This is a genomic window from Glutamicibacter nicotianae (assembly GCF_006539525.1).
Taxonomy (GTDB): domain Bacteria; phylum Actinomycetota; class Actinomycetes; order Actinomycetales; family Micrococcaceae; genus Glutamicibacter; species Glutamicibacter nicotianae.
The window spans coordinates 99,568-113,544 of sequence record NZ_BJNE01000003.1; the positions used below are offsets into that span (position 1 = coordinate 99,568).

Annotated in this window: 16 protein-coding genes and 1 tRNA gene; 11 read left to right on the forward strand and 6 right to left on the reverse strand. The window is 58.3% G+C overall.

Annotated features, from left to right (window positions below; translation table 11 throughout):
- Position 1 precedes the first annotated feature (1 nt).
- On the forward strand, positions 2-1,084 hold the full coding sequence (gene ygfZ / locus ANI01nite_RS05210) for a CAF17-like 4Fe-4S cluster assembly/insertion protein YgfZ (RefSeq protein ID WP_141356548.1): 1,083 nt from the start codon (positions 2-4) through the stop codon (positions 1,082-1,084).
- Positions 1,085-1,158: 74 nt separating this feature from the next.
- Here ygfZ and ANI01nite_RS05215 read toward each other — a convergent pair whose 3' ends face one another.
- From ANI01nite_RS05215 to ANI01nite_RS05230, 4 genes are all read right to left on the reverse strand, one after another.
- A complete protein-coding gene (locus ANI01nite_RS05215) occupies positions 1,159-2,187 on the reverse strand; it encodes a 6-phosphofructokinase (RefSeq protein ID WP_141356550.1) in 1,029 nt (342 codons plus the stop codon).
- A 254-nt stretch (positions 2,188-2,441) separates the two neighbouring features.
- Entirely contained in the window at positions 2,442-2,684 is a 243-nt protein-coding gene (locus tag ANI01nite_RS05220; protein WP_141356552.1) for a PspC domain-containing protein, read from the reverse strand.
- Positions 2,685-2,719: 35 nt separating this feature from the next.
- Positions 2,720-2,968: a hypothetical protein gene (locus ANI01nite_RS05225; RefSeq protein ID WP_141356555.1), complete on the reverse strand. Its 249-nt coding sequence runs from the start codon at positions 2,966-2,968 to the stop codon at positions 2,720-2,722.
- A gap of 12 nt (positions 2,969-2,980) precedes the next feature.
- Positions 2,981-4,303, reverse strand: a complete 1,323-nt coding sequence (locus tag ANI01nite_RS05230) for a PspC domain-containing protein (RefSeq protein ID WP_141356557.1) — start codon at positions 4,301-4,303, stop codon at positions 2,981-2,983.
- Between the two features lie 126 nt (positions 4,304-4,429).
- Here ANI01nite_RS05230 and ANI01nite_RS05235 point away from each other — a divergent pair, with 126 nt between their 5' ends.
- Together ANI01nite_RS05235 and ANI01nite_RS05240 are read left to right on the forward strand one after the other, a co-directional pair.
- A complete protein-coding gene (locus ANI01nite_RS05235; protein ID WP_073705891.1) occupies positions 4,430-5,683 on the forward strand; it encodes an ATP-binding protein in 1,254 nt (417 codons plus the stop codon).
- 4 nt (positions 5,684-5,687) lie between these two features.
- On the forward strand, positions 5,688-6,356 hold the full coding sequence (locus ANI01nite_RS05240) for a LuxR C-terminal-related transcriptional regulator (RefSeq protein ID WP_066140762.1): 669 nt from the start codon (positions 5,688-5,690) through the stop codon (positions 6,354-6,356).
- 80 nt (positions 6,357-6,436) lie between these two features.
- Here ANI01nite_RS05240 and ANI01nite_RS05245 read toward each other — a convergent pair whose 3' ends face one another.
- The gene (locus tag ANI01nite_RS05245; RefSeq protein WP_038992216.1) at positions 6,437-7,636 is read right to left on the reverse strand and encodes a pyridoxal phosphate-dependent aminotransferase; all 1,200 of its coding nucleotides are present in this window, start codon (positions 7,634-7,636) and stop codon (positions 6,437-6,439) included.
- 268 nt (positions 7,637-7,904) lie between these two features.
- Here ANI01nite_RS05245 and ANI01nite_RS05250 point away from each other — a divergent pair.
- The 8 genes from ANI01nite_RS05250 (at position 7,905) to ANI01nite_RS05285 (ending at position 13,470) form a co-directional block, all read left to right on the forward strand.
- Positions 7,905-7,977 (forward strand) — tRNA-Trp (locus ANI01nite_RS05250).
- A gap of 114 nt (positions 7,978-8,091) precedes the next feature.
- Positions 8,092-8,340 carry a preprotein translocase subunit SecE gene (gene secE / locus ANI01nite_RS05255; protein WP_038992215.1) on the forward strand — a complete coding sequence of 83 codons (249 nt, stop codon included), beginning with the start codon at positions 8,092-8,094 and terminating at the stop codon, positions 8,338-8,340.
- A 72-nt stretch (positions 8,341-8,412) separates the two neighbouring features.
- Positions 8,413-9,231: a transcription termination/antitermination protein NusG gene (nusG, locus tag ANI01nite_RS05260; protein ID WP_038992214.1), complete on the forward strand. Its 819-nt coding sequence runs from the start codon at positions 8,413-8,415 to the stop codon at positions 9,229-9,231.
- A gap of 129 nt (positions 9,232-9,360) precedes the next feature.
- Positions 9,361-9,792, forward strand: coding sequence for a 50S ribosomal protein L11 (gene rplK, locus ANI01nite_RS05265; protein WP_066140756.1), 432 nt, complete (start codon positions 9,361-9,363; stop codon positions 9,790-9,792).
- 135 nt (positions 9,793-9,927) lie between these two features.
- The gene (gene rplA, locus ANI01nite_RS05270; RefSeq protein ID WP_038992212.1) at positions 9,928-10,629 is read left to right on the forward strand and encodes a 50S ribosomal protein L1; all 702 of its coding nucleotides are present in this window, start codon (positions 9,928-9,930) and stop codon (positions 10,627-10,629) included.
- A gap of 554 nt (positions 10,630-11,183) precedes the next feature.
- Positions 11,184-11,705, forward strand: a complete 522-nt coding sequence (rplJ, locus tag ANI01nite_RS05275; RefSeq protein WP_038992211.1) for a 50S ribosomal protein L10 — start codon at positions 11,184-11,186, stop codon at positions 11,703-11,705.
- A gap of 73 nt (positions 11,706-11,778) precedes the next feature.
- Complete coding sequence (gene rplL, locus ANI01nite_RS05280) at positions 11,779-12,153, forward strand: 50S ribosomal protein L7/L12 (protein WP_066140753.1); 375 nt, start codon at positions 11,779-11,781, stop codon at positions 12,151-12,153.
- Positions 12,154-12,300: 147 nt separating this feature from the next.
- On the forward strand, positions 12,301-13,470 hold the full coding sequence (locus ANI01nite_RS05285) for an acyltransferase family protein (protein WP_141356559.1): 1,170 nt from the start codon (positions 12,301-12,303) through the stop codon (positions 13,468-13,470).
- Here ANI01nite_RS05285 and ANI01nite_RS05290 read toward each other — a convergent pair.
- Positions 13,424-13,921 carry an aminoacyl-tRNA deacylase gene (locus ANI01nite_RS05290; RefSeq protein ID WP_073705895.1) on the reverse strand — a complete coding sequence of 166 codons (498 nt, stop codon included), beginning with the start codon at positions 13,919-13,921 and terminating at the stop codon, positions 13,424-13,426. The genes ANI01nite_RS05285 and ANI01nite_RS05290 overlap by 47 nt on opposite strands.
- Between the last annotated feature and the right edge of the window lie 56 nt (positions 13,922-13,977).

Genomic DNA, 13,977 nt, shown 5'->3' on the forward strand with positions numbered 1-13,977 from the left:
CATGGCCGCTGGATACCGTTCAGTTCTGCTCGATCGCGCTGGGGCTGTGGAAGCTGGCGGTGTTGATGCCGGTGTCGCAGCCCACTACGGCGCGCCGACCCGTGAAGCACGCAAGCTCGCCGAGGGCCAGGCAGTTGCCGATCTGAGCCACTTCGACGTTGTCGAGATCCGGGGCGAGGATCGGCAGAGCTGGCTCGATACGCTCAGCAGCCAGCGAATTTCCCATCTGAACCCAGGGGGCAGCACCCAGGCGCTGTTGCTTTCGGTCCAGGGTCGGATTGAGCACGAGATGAAGGTGCTCGCCGCCGAAGACCAATTGCTGCTGATTGTTGAACCGGGCGCCGGGGCAGCGTTGGAGCAGTTCTTGAACTCGATGCGCTTCATGCTGCGCGTTGAGGTCAATGACCTTTCCTCCAGCTATGGCGTGCTGGCAGCTACCCGCAAGATCGGCACCGCTGGATCGCTGGTCTGGGAGAACCCATGGCCAGGCATTACCGAGGGCGGGTGGGCCTATTCCCGCGAAGACCACCCAGGCAAGGAACGTCCATGGTTCTTGCACATCGTGGAGCTGGAGAATCTGGCCGAAGCCGTAGGTGACGAAGAACTAGCCGGCATGATGGCTGTCGAAGCCTTGCGCATTGCCGCGTGGGAACCGCGTTTCGGCGCTGAGATCGACGACAAGACCATTCCCCACGAGCTGGACTGGCTGCGTACCTCGGTGCATTTGAACAAGGGCTGCTACAAGGGCCAGGAAACGATTGCCCGCGTGCACAACATTGGCCACCCGCCGCGCCGACTGGTGTTCTTGGACCTTGACGGTTCCATGCACACGTTGCCTGCCGCCGGCGCCAAAGTGAAGCTGGGAGAACGCACGGTAGGCCGGATTACTTCCGCGACCTTGCATTATGAAGCCGGGCCCATCGCCTTGGCCGTGGTCAAGCGCAACGTCGATCCGGAAGCGGAATTGGCCGTGATTGATGGTGAAACGAGCTATCCGGCGACGCAGGAAGTCATTGTGGCTACCGATGCCGGCCAGGTCGCTGGGCGCTTTACCGGGTTCCTGAGGACTCCGCCCCAAGGCTAGAAGCCAACGACAAGGGCGTGGGGTGAAATGCTTTCCAAGGCATTTCACCCCACGCCCTTGTTGCGTCTCCAGGATCAGCCGAAGAGCACAGCGGCTTCTTCGTAGCGTTCCATGGGCACGCGCTTGAGGTTGTTCAAGGCGGCCCGCAGAGGCACGCGCAGCACCTTGGTGCCGTGCAATGCCACCATGGTTCCCCATGCCTCGGCGTGAATGGAATCCACAGCTGCCATTCCCAAACGGGTGGCAAGGACACGGTCGAAAGCCGTAGGCACGCCGCCACGCTGAATATGCCCCAGCACGGTTGCACGCGTTTCAATGCCGGTACGTTCCTCGATCACTGGCGCGAGCATCTCGCCAATGCCGCCAAGGCGAGCACGGCCGAAGGAGTCGAGGCCGCGTACCGAGAAGGCCTCTTCCATGCCTTCGGGCACGAAGCCTTCGGCGACAACCACCAATGGGGCGCGTCCGCGTTCATGGGCTTCGTTCACCCACTGGCAGATCTGCTCCATGGTGGTGGATACCTCCGGGATGAGTACGGCGTGCGCACCGGATGCCATGCCCGCGTGCAGGGCAATCCAGCCCACGTGCCGGCCCATCACTTCAGCGACCATGCAGCGGTGGTGCGAGTCGCCGGTGGTGCGCAGGCGGTCGATGGCTTCGACGGCGATCTGGTTGGCGGTATCGAAACCGAAGGTGTAGTCCGTGGCGTCCAGGTCATTGTCAATGGTCTTGGGGACGCCAACGATAGGCAGGCCCGCCTCGCAAAGGCGCTGGGCGCCGGCGAGCGTGCCTTCGCCGCCGATGGCGATCAGCGAATCGATGCCATTGGACTTGAGGACTTTGGAAATGTTCTCGGCGCCACCGAGCTCACCCTCGAACGCATTCGTGCGCGAGGTGCCTAAGATGGTGCCGCCCTGCTTGGCGATGCCGCGCACAGCGGTTCGGGGAAGATCAAAGTAGTCGCCTTCCTTGACGCCACGCCAGCCGTCGCGGAAACCGACGAACTCGTAATCGTAGCTTTTGATGCCGTTCAGTACCGCTCCGCGGATAACAGCGTTCAAACCTGGGCAGTCGCCGCCCGAGGTCATGATTCCAATGCGCATTGGCCCTCGCTTAGTAAAGGGAAAGCCTTGTGCAGCAGCTGGAGCAAGCAGGCTCCCGATATAGCTGCGACAATAAGGATTTCCATTCGGATGTCATTCAATATCCGCGCGCCATTGAGCATCTACTCTGCGTGCCATTGTACGTGCTTAAAGCCACTAGGGCGAGTCTCACGTCACGGATGTGCGTGAGACCCGCCCTAGCCGGATCATGGCGCCAAGCCTCGTTCGCCGAGTTGGCCGGTCGGGACCAGAACTTAGAATTTGCGCAGCCAGTTCTGCAAGATGATGGTGTTGTCCTGTGCCGGGATCAGGATCCACGCCAGAATATATGCGGCAATGCCCATGACCGGGAGCAGGAACGAAAGCAGCAACGCAATGCGCACCAAGGTGACATCCCATCCGAACTTGTAGGCAATGCCTCCGGCGACGCCGCCGGCCAAGCGGCCTGGTCCGCGGCGAAGCGGCATGGAACGAAGCGAGTTGAAGAATGCGTCCATCAGATAACTCCTAATAGTTGGAAAAGCGTGGAAACTTAGAGGTTGGGGTCCGTGGGCAGAGGTGGTTCAGCTGCGGATTTCCGGGCCTTGCCGGCCGCGGCCAGACCGGAGAAGATCATGGCAACACCAGCCAACGCGACGATGGTGATGAAGAACAACGGCATGTCGAAACTCCATTGCAGAACCAGTCGGCTGAGCGATGCCAGGGCGACAACGATCATGATCAGCCCGAAGACCAAGGTTCCGGTAGGGAATTTTCTAGCTGGAGTGGAAGAAGAATTCATGAAGCTCAGTCCTTAGAAATCCTTGTTGCTGGGGTTCAGGATGGTGGGAGTATCGACGCTGGTGGAGAAGGAGGAAAAAGCGCCGTCGACTTCAACGGTCAGCGTTGGTGCATCGCCGGGCAAGGTCCGCAGATCCTGAGGCAGCTCCAAGTCCATGCCGGATAGGAACGCGCCTTCGGTTTGTACCTTCACCGGAACATTCTCCGGCAGGAGCAGGTCCAGCTTGGAAAATACGGAGTCGATCTCTACCGTAGTGGGCTTGGTAATCGTGCCCAAATGGGTCAGGTCTACCGTGGAGCTGCTGAATGCTGCACTGTACTGGCTGTCGTCTCCGGTTGCCGAGCGAACGAACCCGCGGGTTGAATCACCGAAGGACGTTACAGAGAAGATCACCGTCAACACCAGCAGAGGAATTGCCAAGCCCAAGAGGCCTCCACTGGTGCGCCCGGAAAGCGCGGCCAGGACGATGACGAGCCCAACCAGCAGCAGTCCGCAAGCCAAGGCCACCGTCCAGCCCGAACCAGGCAAAGCAACGATATCCAAGTAATCGGCCAGCATGACCACAGCGATCACCAGCACGGTGAGGCCGAAGACGGTCGTTCCAAGCCATCCCGGAATCGGGTGGATGATCGGCTTGCGATTCACCTTGGGGTTGTAGGCCTTGGTGTATGCAGGATCTGGTGAGTAGCTATTCTCGTGCTGGCGTATGGGGCCAGAATCATCTGAACTCATGGGGTGCTCCTTGGTTGGCGCATCTGGATTACCGGCCGCGAACCGGTTCGCCGCGCTTGCATTGAAACTCTGGGTGCCATCTCCACGCCATGGATGCTCCAGCGCCGTGGTCTTGCTGGCAGGCTTGGGCGAGGCGGCAGGACTGGTACCGGTTGGCGCCGTCTTTCGGGCCCCGTCCGGCCGCGCAAATCGGGTGTTTTTCCTGCTGAAGATGATGAATGCGATGGCCGCGACAATTGCCACGGGCCACAAGATCGGTGCCAGCGAATCCAGGAACCAGGGAGCCGGGAAGATGCCAAACGCAAAGATGATGACTGCGCCGGTCATGCCGCTGGTCCAGTTGCGATTCACTGCACTTTCCAGATGCATCTTTCCAGCGGCATCAGGCAGCAATGCCCAAGCCAGACCGTAGAGCACCATGCCCAAGCCGCCGAGGACACCGAGCACCACGAAGATGCCGCGGATCAGGACCACATCGACCTTGAAATAATCGGCCACGCCAGTTGCGACGCCGCCGAGCCACTGCGAGTCCTGGCGGGTGACCGGTGATTTGCGCAGCTGTTCGTATATGCCGCGACGACGTTGAGACCCTTCGTTATTCATAGTTCAATGTTCTCGCGTTGCCGGGGTCCAGCGCTATGAGGGGATACCCTGAACTTCCCCTAGGGGTGCCCCTAGATCCGGTGATCAACCGCGAAGAATCGCCAAGAACGTGCTTGACTTAGAACCATGGAAAGTCCTGAACGACGTTTGATGGTTCGCAGCGAAAACCGGCTCGTTGCTGGTGTCTGCGGCGGCCTCGCGGAGCATCTGAATCTGCCGCTGAAGTACGTCCGGCTGGGGTTTCTGGGACTGTCCGTTTTAGGCGGCGTCGGCATACTGCTCTATGCCTGGCTCTGGGTATTCGTCCCGAGCGCAGAAGAAGCGCACGCGGACGAGCTCCGCTCCTGGGGCACCAGGTCTCGCAGCCTTGCTGAAGAGATGAACCGAGTGCAGCAAGGCATTTTCCGGCCACGCGAAGGGTGGGAAAGGAACTCCACCTGGCGTGACACGCTAATCGGTGCGGGTTTGCTGGCGCTCGCCGTCCTGGCCTTCGGGCAATGGACCGGCTGGAATATCCGCTGGGATCTGATCTGGCCTTCCTTGTCCATTATTGCTGGCATTGTGCTGGCCTGGATCCAATTCGATGAGGGAATCACCGAGGGCAGGAAACGTCTGGCACTGCCGTTGCTGCTGCGCTTGGCCTTTGGGCTGGTCCTGGTTATCGGCGGGCTGCTGGCCTTGCTGGGAAACATTGTCGGTGCCGCGGACCTGCTCGGCGGCCTGTGGGCGGCTTTGGCGATTATCGTCGGCGCGACCGTTGTCTTGCTTCCTTGGGGCACCCGGCTATGGCGGGATTTCATCGCTGAACGAAGCTCTCGGCAGGCTGCGGCCCAACGAGCCGAGTTCGCCGCTCACCTGCATGATTCGGTTTTGCAAACCTTGGCGGTGATTCAAAAACGCAGTGAAGACCCGGCTGCGGTGAGGACCCTGGCACGTGTCCAGGAACGTGAACTGCGCCAATGGCTGTATGGCAACCACGACCTTGATGACGAAGACGTCATCGTTGAGATCCAGCACGAGGCAAGCCACATTGAACAGTTGCTCTTGCGCGATGTTGAAGTCGTTTCGGTAGGCAATGCGCAGGGCTTTGCCGGACAGCAGGCACTGGTGGCCGCTAGCCGCGAGGCCATGATGAACGCGGCCAAGCATGCTGATGGCAAGATTTCAGTTTTCATCGAATGCTCGGCCGCGCAAGTAGAAGTGTATGTGCGCGACCGCGGCACCGGTTTTGACATCGAAGGAATACCGGCGGATCGTCACGGCATCAGGGAATCAATCATTGGCCGCATGGAACGCGCAGGCGGCACGGCACAGATCCGCAGCGGCGCATCCGGAACTGAAGTGCAGCTGAGCATGCCATTGGACATGGAGGAAGAATAGGAATATGAGCGCAGAAAACGCCTCCGGGCTGTACCGAGTAGTGCTGGTGGATGACCATGCCATCTTCCGCTCCGGATTACGTGCCGATTTGGCCCAGGATATCGAGATTGTCGGCGAAGCCGGCACCGTGGAAGACGCCATTGAGGTGATCAGCGCGCAGCAGCCGGATGTGGTGCTATTGGACGTGCATCTGCCCGGCGGCCGCGGCGGCGGCGGGGCCGAAGTGCTCAAGGGCTGCACCGGGCTGCTGGGATCAACGCGCTTTCTGGCATTGAGCGTTTCCGACGCGGCGCAGGACGTCGTGACGGTTATTCGTTCCGGTGCCCGCGGGTACGTCACCAAGAGCATTTCCGGGGCGGAGATTTCTGATGCGGTGCGGCGCGTGGCCGGGGGAGATGCCGTGTTCTCGCCACGCTTGGCAGGGTTCGTCTTGGACGCCTTTGGCAGCAGCGCGCCGGTGGCGGAAATTGATGAAGAACTCGATCTGCTGTCCGACCGCGAATTGCAGGTCATGCGGCTGATCGCCCGCGGATACAGCTATAAGGAAGTTGCCAAGGAGCTGTTCATCTCAGTGAAGACCGTGGAATCCCATGTCTCAAATGTGCTGCGCAAACTCCAGCTATCAAACCGGCATGAGCTCACCCGTTGGGCCGTTGACCGCAAGATCCTCTGAACAGCATTGCGGAAAAACAATGAAGCCGGGAAATCCATGATCGTGGTGGATTCCCCGGCTTCTTGCGTGGTGAGTCTCGCTTACTTGGCTTCGCCCAGCAGCTTGGCCATCCGCGCGACGCCTTCTTCAAGGTCTGCATCACCGAGCGCATAGGACATGCGGATGTATCCGGACGGGCCGAACGCTTCACCTGGAACGACGGCAACTTCTGCGTGCTCCAGGATGAAGGCCGCCAGTTCTGCACTGGTGTTGTTCACAACTCCGCGGATCTCGCGACCCAGCAATCCGCGCACGTCCGAGTAGGCGTAGAACGCGCCCTCCGGGGTTGGGCAGTGCAGTCCGTCAATTGCGTTCAGCGACTCGACGATGGCCAGCCGGCGGCGGTTGAAGGCGACCTTCATTTCGTTGACTGCATCCAGCGGCCCGGCAACGGCTGCCAATGCGGCGCGCTGCGAGACGTTGGAAACATTCGAGGTCGCGTGGGACTGCAGGTTGGTGGCCGCCTTGATGACATCCAGTGGACCTGCCATCCAACCCACGCGCCAGCCGGTCATGGCGTAGGTCTTTGCGACGCCGTTGAGAATGACAACTCGATCTTCGAGCTCCGGGACCAAGGTCGCGATGGAGCTGAAAGAGGCATCGCCGTAGGTCAAGTGCTCGTAGATTTCATCGGTAACGACCCACAGGCCCTTGGATGCGGCCCACTGGCCGATCTCGCGGACCTGCTCTGGGGTGTACACCGCACCGGTCGGGTTCGATGGGGAAACGAACAGCAGCACCTTGGTGCGTTCGGTCAGCACGGACTCGAGCTGTTCGACGGTCACCTTGTAGCCCTGCTCTGGACCGGCGAAGATCGATACAGCCTTGCCTCCGGCAAGCTGGATGGCTTCAGGATAGGTGGTCCAGAAGGGCGCTGGAACGATGACCTCGTCGCCTGGATCAAGCAGCGTGGCAAACGTGTTGTACACCGCCTGCTTGCCGCCGTTGGTGACCAGAACCTGGTTGGCGTTCAGTGCGTAACCCGAATCGCGCATGGTCTTAGTGGCGATTGCTTCGCGCAGCTCGGGAAGACCGGCAGCAGGGGAGTACCGGTGGTTCTTCGGATCCTGGGCTGCCTTGACTGCTGCTTCGACAATGTAGTCAGGGGTTGGGAAGTCAGGTTCACCGGCACCGAAACCGATGACTGGTCGACCTGCTGCTTTAAGAGCCTTCGCCTTGGCATCTACTGCGAGAGTCGCGGATTCGGAAATTGCGCCGATGCGGCGAGAAATGCGAGACATTGGGGATTCGTCCTGAAATCTATGGGGACAGCTGTTACACCTCAGTTTAGTTTGCGACCCTGCACTTCAGCATCACAATCTTGAAAATGACACAATAAGGTGCAAATCGGGGTCCGGGAATGCGTTCTGCGCCACACCGGAGGTTGTCAGTTCGACATTTCCGATTTCGTTGCGTAAAGTTATTTCTCGTTGCCGAGACATCGCAACGGACAAAGCAGGAAGTTTTATCCGCTAAGATGTTCTAGGTGGGAGCGGTAAAAAGCTCCGAAGGGTAGTGGCGCAATTGGTAGCGCAGCGGTCTCCAAAACCGCAGGTTGCAGGTTCGAGTCCTGTCTGCCCTGCGCAATAGCGATTTATCGCTTAGCGAATTATCTCATCACGGTGTGTTGCAGTCGAATAGACTATGGCACACCGTGATTGTTTCAACTGGCCAAATTTTTGAAACGAGGAAGAACATGACCGAATCTGCTCTCAGCTCCGGTAAGGGTGGACAGAAGTTGGGTTTCTTTGCCCGGATCTTCTTGTTTTTCCGTCAGGTAATCGCAGAACTTAAAAAGGTCGTCACCCCGACCCGCAGCGAACTGGTGAATTACTTCCTGGTTGTTGTCGGTTTCGTAGTCGTGGTGATGCTGATCGTGACGGCCCTGGACTTCGTCTTCGGGCAGGGGTCGATCCTCCTGTTCACCAACAAGGTAGAACAGTAATTTTTTTGCCTCGGCGGTATGATTACCCCGAGGCAATTTAGTGTCATTCAGTCAAAGAAAGCAGGAGCTGCAGTGTCCGACAAGGAACTCGAACCGCAGATTAATGACGAGGTCGATAACGAGTTCGTTGAAGCCGCCGGCGATCAGGTAGAGCCAGCTGTTGAAGCTGGCATCGACCCAACCGAAGCACCAGCACAGGACGCTGAAGACGCTCAGGTTTCCGAAGGCGCAGCTGAAGAAGCTGAAGGCGACGACAACGAAGCCGAAGCTGAAGACAACGTAGCAAAGCTCAAGGAAGAATTCCGCGCTAAGCTCCGTCGCCTTCCGGGTGACTGGTTTGTGATCCACACCTACGCTGGCTATGAAAACCGCGTGAAGGTCAACCTCGAGACCCGTATCCAGACCCAGGACATGGATGAGTACATCTTTGACATCCAGGTTCCAATGGAAGAGGTCGTTGAGGTCAAGAACACCCAACGCAAGATCGTTCGTCGCGTGCGCATTCCGGGCTACGTCCTGGTTCGCATGGAACTGACCGACGCTTCGTGGGGTGTTGTTCGCCACACTCCAGGTGTCACCGGATTCGTTGGCAACGCCCACGATCCAAACCCATTGAACCTTGATGAAGTGTTCTCCATGCTGGAGCACACCATCGTTGATCCGGTAGAGCAGCCGTCGGCTTCGAAGCCAGGCCGTGCTCCAATTACTGAGGTCACGGTTGATTTCGAAGTTGGCGAATCGGTCATCGTGAACGACGGACCGTTCGAGACGATGCCGGCAACCATCTCGGAAATCAAGCTGGATGCCGCTCAGCTGGTCGTGCTGGTTTCGATCTTCGAACGCGAAACCCCAGTGACCCTGAACTTCAACCAGGTCACCAAGATCCAGTAGTATTAAGTCTTCGTGCTCCATATCGGTCGCTTATCGATGTGAGAGCACGGTTGGCTGTCGCGCCACGACAGCCAGATCCCCGTACCACGCTCCTGTGCTGCGGGAAACGCAAGAGTAGAAGGACCCGACATGGCCCCAAAGAAAAAGGTCACCGGACTCATCAAGCTGCAGATCCAGGCAGGTGCTGCTAACCCAGCTCCTCCAATCGGTCCAGCCCTTGGTCAGCACGGCGTCAACATCATGGAATTCTGCAAGGCTTACAACGCAGCGACCGAGTCGCAGCGCGGTAACGTGATTCCAGTTGAAATCACCGTATACGAAGACCGTTCGTTCACTTTCATCACCAAGACTCCGCCTGCAGCTGAGCTGATCAAGAAGGCCGCTGGCATCGCCAAGGGCTCGGGTGTCCCGCACACCAACAAGGTCGCCAACCTGACCCAGGCACAGGTCGAGGAAATCGCCAACTCCAAGATGGCTGACCTGAACGCCAACGATCTGGCTGCTGCAGCCAAGATCATCGCCGGCACCGCCCGCTCCATGGGTGTGACCGTAGAAGGCTAATTGCGCCTTCCGCTATTCACCTCGTGAACAGCAACAAAGAATTTAATCTAAGGCGTTTCGATCCGTTGATCGATTCGCCCGTGGCAGGACCGGGCGCGGTCCATATGACCACGACTGCATAAGGAGATAACGCAGATGGCAAAGCGCAGCAAAGCATACGTAGCCGCCGCGGCTAAGATCGACGCGGACAAGTTCTACGCTCCAGCCGAGGCAATCGCCCTGGCCAAGGAGATCGCAGGCGACAAGGCAAACTCGACCGTTGAGGTTGCTTTCCGCTTGGGTGTTGACCCACGCAAGGCTGACCAGATGGTTCGCGGTACCGTGAACCTTCCACACGGCACCGGCAAGACCGCCCGCGTGGTTGTTTTCGCTAACGGCGACAAGGCAGAAGCAGCTCGTGAAGCTGGCGCCGACTTTGTTGGCTCGGACGACCTGATCGAAAAGATCCAGGGCGGCTGGACCGACTTCGACGCAGCAGTTGCAACCCCTGACCTGATGGGCAAGGTTGGCCGCTTGGGTAAGGTTCTGGGTCCTCGTAACCTGATGCCAAACCCTAAGACCGGCACCGTGACCATGGACGTGGCCAAGGCTGTCACCGACATCAAGGGCGGCAAGATCGACTTCCGCGTCGACAAGCACTCGAACCTGCACTTCATCATTGGCAAGGTTTCGTTCGATGCAAAGCAGCTGACCGAGAACTACGCAGCAGCCCTGGACGAGGTTCTGCGCCTGAAGCCTTCGGCTTCGAAGGGCCGCTACATCTCTAAGGCAACCATCGCTACCACCTTCGGTCCAGGTATTCCTGTTGACGCGAACGTAACCCGCGTTGAGGCCTAAGCCTAGTAGCTAGCTAGTTTGAGGGAGCATGTCGAAATTCGGCATGCTCCCTCAACTTTTAAGCCAATAACTTCCTTCGCTGCCGGCACACGAAAGCATGTCTGCGTTTCATGCCGGGCGGCCGCCGGTGATAAGCTTTGACTACCGAGTATTCGGTCGTCCGCGTATGGATCCCCCAAGGCCCTACGCGGGCGAGGCACGAAAGTTTCCCCAAGACTTTCATGTCGGCGGGGCTTGTTGCCAGCGTTCCCCAAGCGCGGGCAAACGAGTCCCGCCATTCTAATTTTTATCTTCCCAGTGACCAGGATCATGGGGATGCTTCCGGCATTGATTTGCTGTCGCGTCGACTGCTCCTATAAACTGGAACTACCGAAGACCGTCGGTTGAACATCTGGTTTCCATTTGTTCCTAAGGATCCGCAAGGATGACCAACGCAGGTTACATAGATTTTTTGACTTTGAATAAGTTGAAACGCCCTGTGCTCCTGCGCGGGGCTATTTTTATGGCCTCGCCGGTTTTGAAACGGTACCGAACAAATCCCCGGAAGGAGTGTTATGGCAACCCCAAGCAAGACTGCAGCGATTGAAGAAATCACTGCGGAATTCAACGATTCGTCGGCGGCTGTCTTGACCGAATACCGTGGGCTTACCGTTGCACAGCTCAAGGATCTGCGCCGCTCGCTTGGTCAGGAGACCAAGTACGCAGTCGTGAAGAACACCTTGACCGCAATCGCAGCGAAGAACGCTGGCATCGATGCTTTCGATGAGCAGCTTTCTGGTCCAACCGCAATCGCCTTCATCAAGGGCGACGCAGTTGCTGCCGCTAAGAGCCTCACGGAATTCGCCAAGACTAACGACAAGCTGGTCATCAAGACCGGTTGGTTCGAAGGCAAGGCACTGGATCAGAGCGGCATCGCTGCTCTGGCTGCGCTGGAATCCCGCGAAACTCAGCTCGCCCGCGTTGCAGCAGTGCTGCAGGCTCCAGCTTCCGCTGCTGCCCGCGCTGTCGAAGCTCTGCGTGCAAAGCTCGAAGAGAACGGTGGCGAAGCTGCCGAGGAAGCTCCGGCAGAAGCCTAAGCTTTCGAGTTCTCTCGCAACGTAAACCCAAATTCATCGGCCCTCAAGGCCAAAAACCGAAAGGACGCCCATCATGGCGAAGCTCAGCAACGAAGAGCTGCTTTCCGCATTCAAGGAAATGACCATCATCGAACTGTCCGAGTTCGTTAAGGAATTCGAAGAGACCTTCGACGTAACCGCTGCTGCTGTTGCAGTTGCTGGTCCAGCTGGCGGCGGCGAAGCTGCTGCTGAAGAGAAGACCGAATTCGACGTAATCCTCGAATCGGCTGGCGACAAGAAGATCGCAGTCATCAAGGAAGTTCGCGGCATCACCTCCCTGGGTCTGAAGGAAGCTAAGGAGCTCGTTGACGGCGCTCCAAAGGCTCTGCTGGAAGGCGTTGCCAAGGACGCAGCCGAGAAGGCTAAGGAAGCTCTGGAAGCTGCCGGCGCAACCGTCACCGTTAAGTAAGTTCAGCGGTCACTCGCAACTTATTGCCAAAGGCCCACAGACGAAAGTCTGTGGGCCTTTGGCCGTTAAGTTGGGAAATTGATACCAATAGTTTTATAACGTTTCTATTAACAGGGTTCATTCAAGTTCATTGTTTACAGTGAAAATGTGCCAAAAACCGTCGCTACCCAGACCCAGAAGCCAGCACCGCGCCTAGGGCTCCTAGACGCCCTGAGAATCACTGCTGCGCTGATTGTCGTGCTCTACCACTACACCGCATGGGGACACGATCATTGGGGAACGCAAGCTGCCGAGTTCTGGCCGGTGCTTTCCGAATTCACCCGCTATGGACAGCTGGGCGTCCAGCTGTTCTTCCTGATATCGGGCTTCGTGATCCTGATGTCCCTCCAGGGGAAGAACGTCATTGGCTTCATCGGTTCGCGCGTCGGAAGGCTCTACCCGGCGTACTGGCTCGCGGTGATCGCAGCGGCAGTACTCTCCCTTCGCATCTGGCCCTCCGGTAACGAAGGCAGGTCAGCCAGCGATATTCTTCCCAACCTGACCATGATGCAGGCTGGATTCGGCATCACCGATATGGACGGCGTCTACTGGACACTGTGGGTCGAGTTGCGTTTCTACGTGCTGCTCGCCGTGCTCTTGTCCTTGGGCTTCGTGAAGAACAAGCACATCCTTGTGCTTTCGGCTGTTTGGCCAGCATTGGGCCTGTACCTGCATTTCACCAGCTTGGACAAGCTTCAGGAATGGATCGCAGGACAGTATGCGGCATTGTTCGCGGCCGGTATGGTGCTCTTCTTGATCTATCAAAGCGGCCATAGCCTTCTGCGGTGGTTCATGGTCGTTGCCAATACGGCCATCGCAGCATTCTTTACCGGCATCAAGGGGCGCAATGACGCGGACTTGCTCTCAGGCCTGGATATCCCCGCTTGGCATTTCCAGCTGCTGACCGTACTGTGCGTGGCCCTGCTGGCAGCGTGTACCCTGACCCCGCTCAAGAACGTCCAGGGCAAGTGGCTCGCAGTGGCAGGTTCCCTGACCTACCCGTTGTACCTGGTGCACCAGTTGTGGGGTTGGTGGCTGATCGACCAGCTGCACGGTGCCGTGAACAAGTACGTCCTGCTAGCCGGTGTGCTGGTGCTGATGCTGGTCATCGCCTACCTGGTGGCACGCTTCGTCGAGCAGCCATTGGGGCTGCCGCTGCGCAACGCAACGATCAGGGGATTGACTGCAGCGCAGGCTTCGACCAAGAAAATATTTGCCAAGCCTGGGCTGGTTATTCCGGAGTCGAAATATCAGCAATCGTGGCATCAAATCCGCTAACCAAATCCTTGGCGCGAACGAGTAGCCCATGAGCGCGGTCTCCGCTGCCCAATCCGATCTGTTCTGGAACAGGCTCTTCGAAGACGCTGGCATCGACGTATACCGGCAGTACCGTGTGGGAGCCGAAAGGAGTGATCGTTCCGCTCTCGTAGTGCGTGACATCCCAAGCGATATCGGAGGATGGCAGCGAGAGCTTGTTGACTCCCATGACGCCACGAAGCTTCGCCCAATCAAGTTTCCGTCCACCGGGAATGAGCGCGAAGACGAAGGTGCCATCCGCGCGTTTGATCACCAGTGTCTTGAGCAGTGCCGAGGTCGAGATACCCATGGCGTCCGCTGCCTCTTCCAGAGAACGGACCTTGTCGCGAGGGACAATCTCAATCGGGATGTTCCTGCGCGAGGCGTCGAGGGTGACTCGGGTCAGTGCTTCATCTGATTGCAGCTTATTCACTTCGTCTCCTAACCGTGGATGTTTGCTCGATCATAGCTAGTGGCCCTGGAAGAAGC

Excerpts from the sequence above, each read along its gene's own strand:
- ANI01nite_RS05230 (WP_141356557.1), bottom strand. The coding sequence starts at position 4,303 with ATGAATAACGAAGGGTCTCAACGTCGTCGCGGCATATACGAACAGCTG.
- secE (WP_038992215.1), top strand. The coding sequence starts at position 8,092 with ATGACCGAATCTGCTCTCAGCTCCGGTAAGGGTGGACAGAAGTTGGGT.
- rplL (WP_066140753.1), top strand. The coding sequence starts at position 11,779 with ATGGCGAAGCTCAGCAACGAAGAGCTGCTTTCCGCATTCAAGGAAATG.
- ANI01nite_RS05240 (WP_066140762.1), top strand. The coding sequence starts at position 5,688 with ATGAGCGCAGAAAACGCCTCCGGGCTGTACCGAGTAGTGCTGGTGGAT.
- rplJ (WP_038992211.1), top strand. The coding sequence starts at position 11,184 with ATGGCAACCCCAAGCAAGACTGCAGCGATTGAAGAAATCACTGCGGAA.
- ANI01nite_RS05220 (WP_141356552.1), bottom strand. The coding sequence starts at position 2,684 with ATGGACGCATTCTTCAACTCGCTTCGTTCCATGCCGCTTCGCCGCGGA.
- ygfZ (WP_141356548.1), top strand. The coding sequence starts at position 2 with ATGGCCGCTGGATACCGTTCAGTTCTGCTCGATCGCGCTGGGGCTGTG.
- ANI01nite_RS05235 (WP_073705891.1), top strand. The coding sequence starts at position 4,430 with ATGGAAAGTCCTGAACGACGTTTGATGGTTCGCAGCGAAAACCGGCTC.
- ANI01nite_RS05215 (WP_141356550.1), bottom strand. The coding sequence starts at position 2,187 with ATGCGCATTGGAATCATGACCTCGGGCGGCGACTGCCCAGGTTTGAAC.
- ANI01nite_RS05245 (WP_038992216.1), bottom strand. The coding sequence starts at position 7,636 with ATGTCTCGCATTTCTCGCCGCATCGGCGCAATTTCCGAATCCGCGACT.
- ANI01nite_RS05225 (WP_141356555.1), bottom strand. The coding sequence starts at position 2,968 with ATGAATTCTTCTTCCACTCCAGCTAGAAAATTCCCTACCGGAACCTTG.
- rplK (WP_066140756.1), top strand. The coding sequence starts at position 9,361 with ATGGCCCCAAAGAAAAAGGTCACCGGACTCATCAAGCTGCAGATCCAG.
- rplA (WP_038992212.1), top strand. The coding sequence starts at position 9,928 with ATGGCAAAGCGCAGCAAAGCATACGTAGCCGCCGCGGCTAAGATCGAC.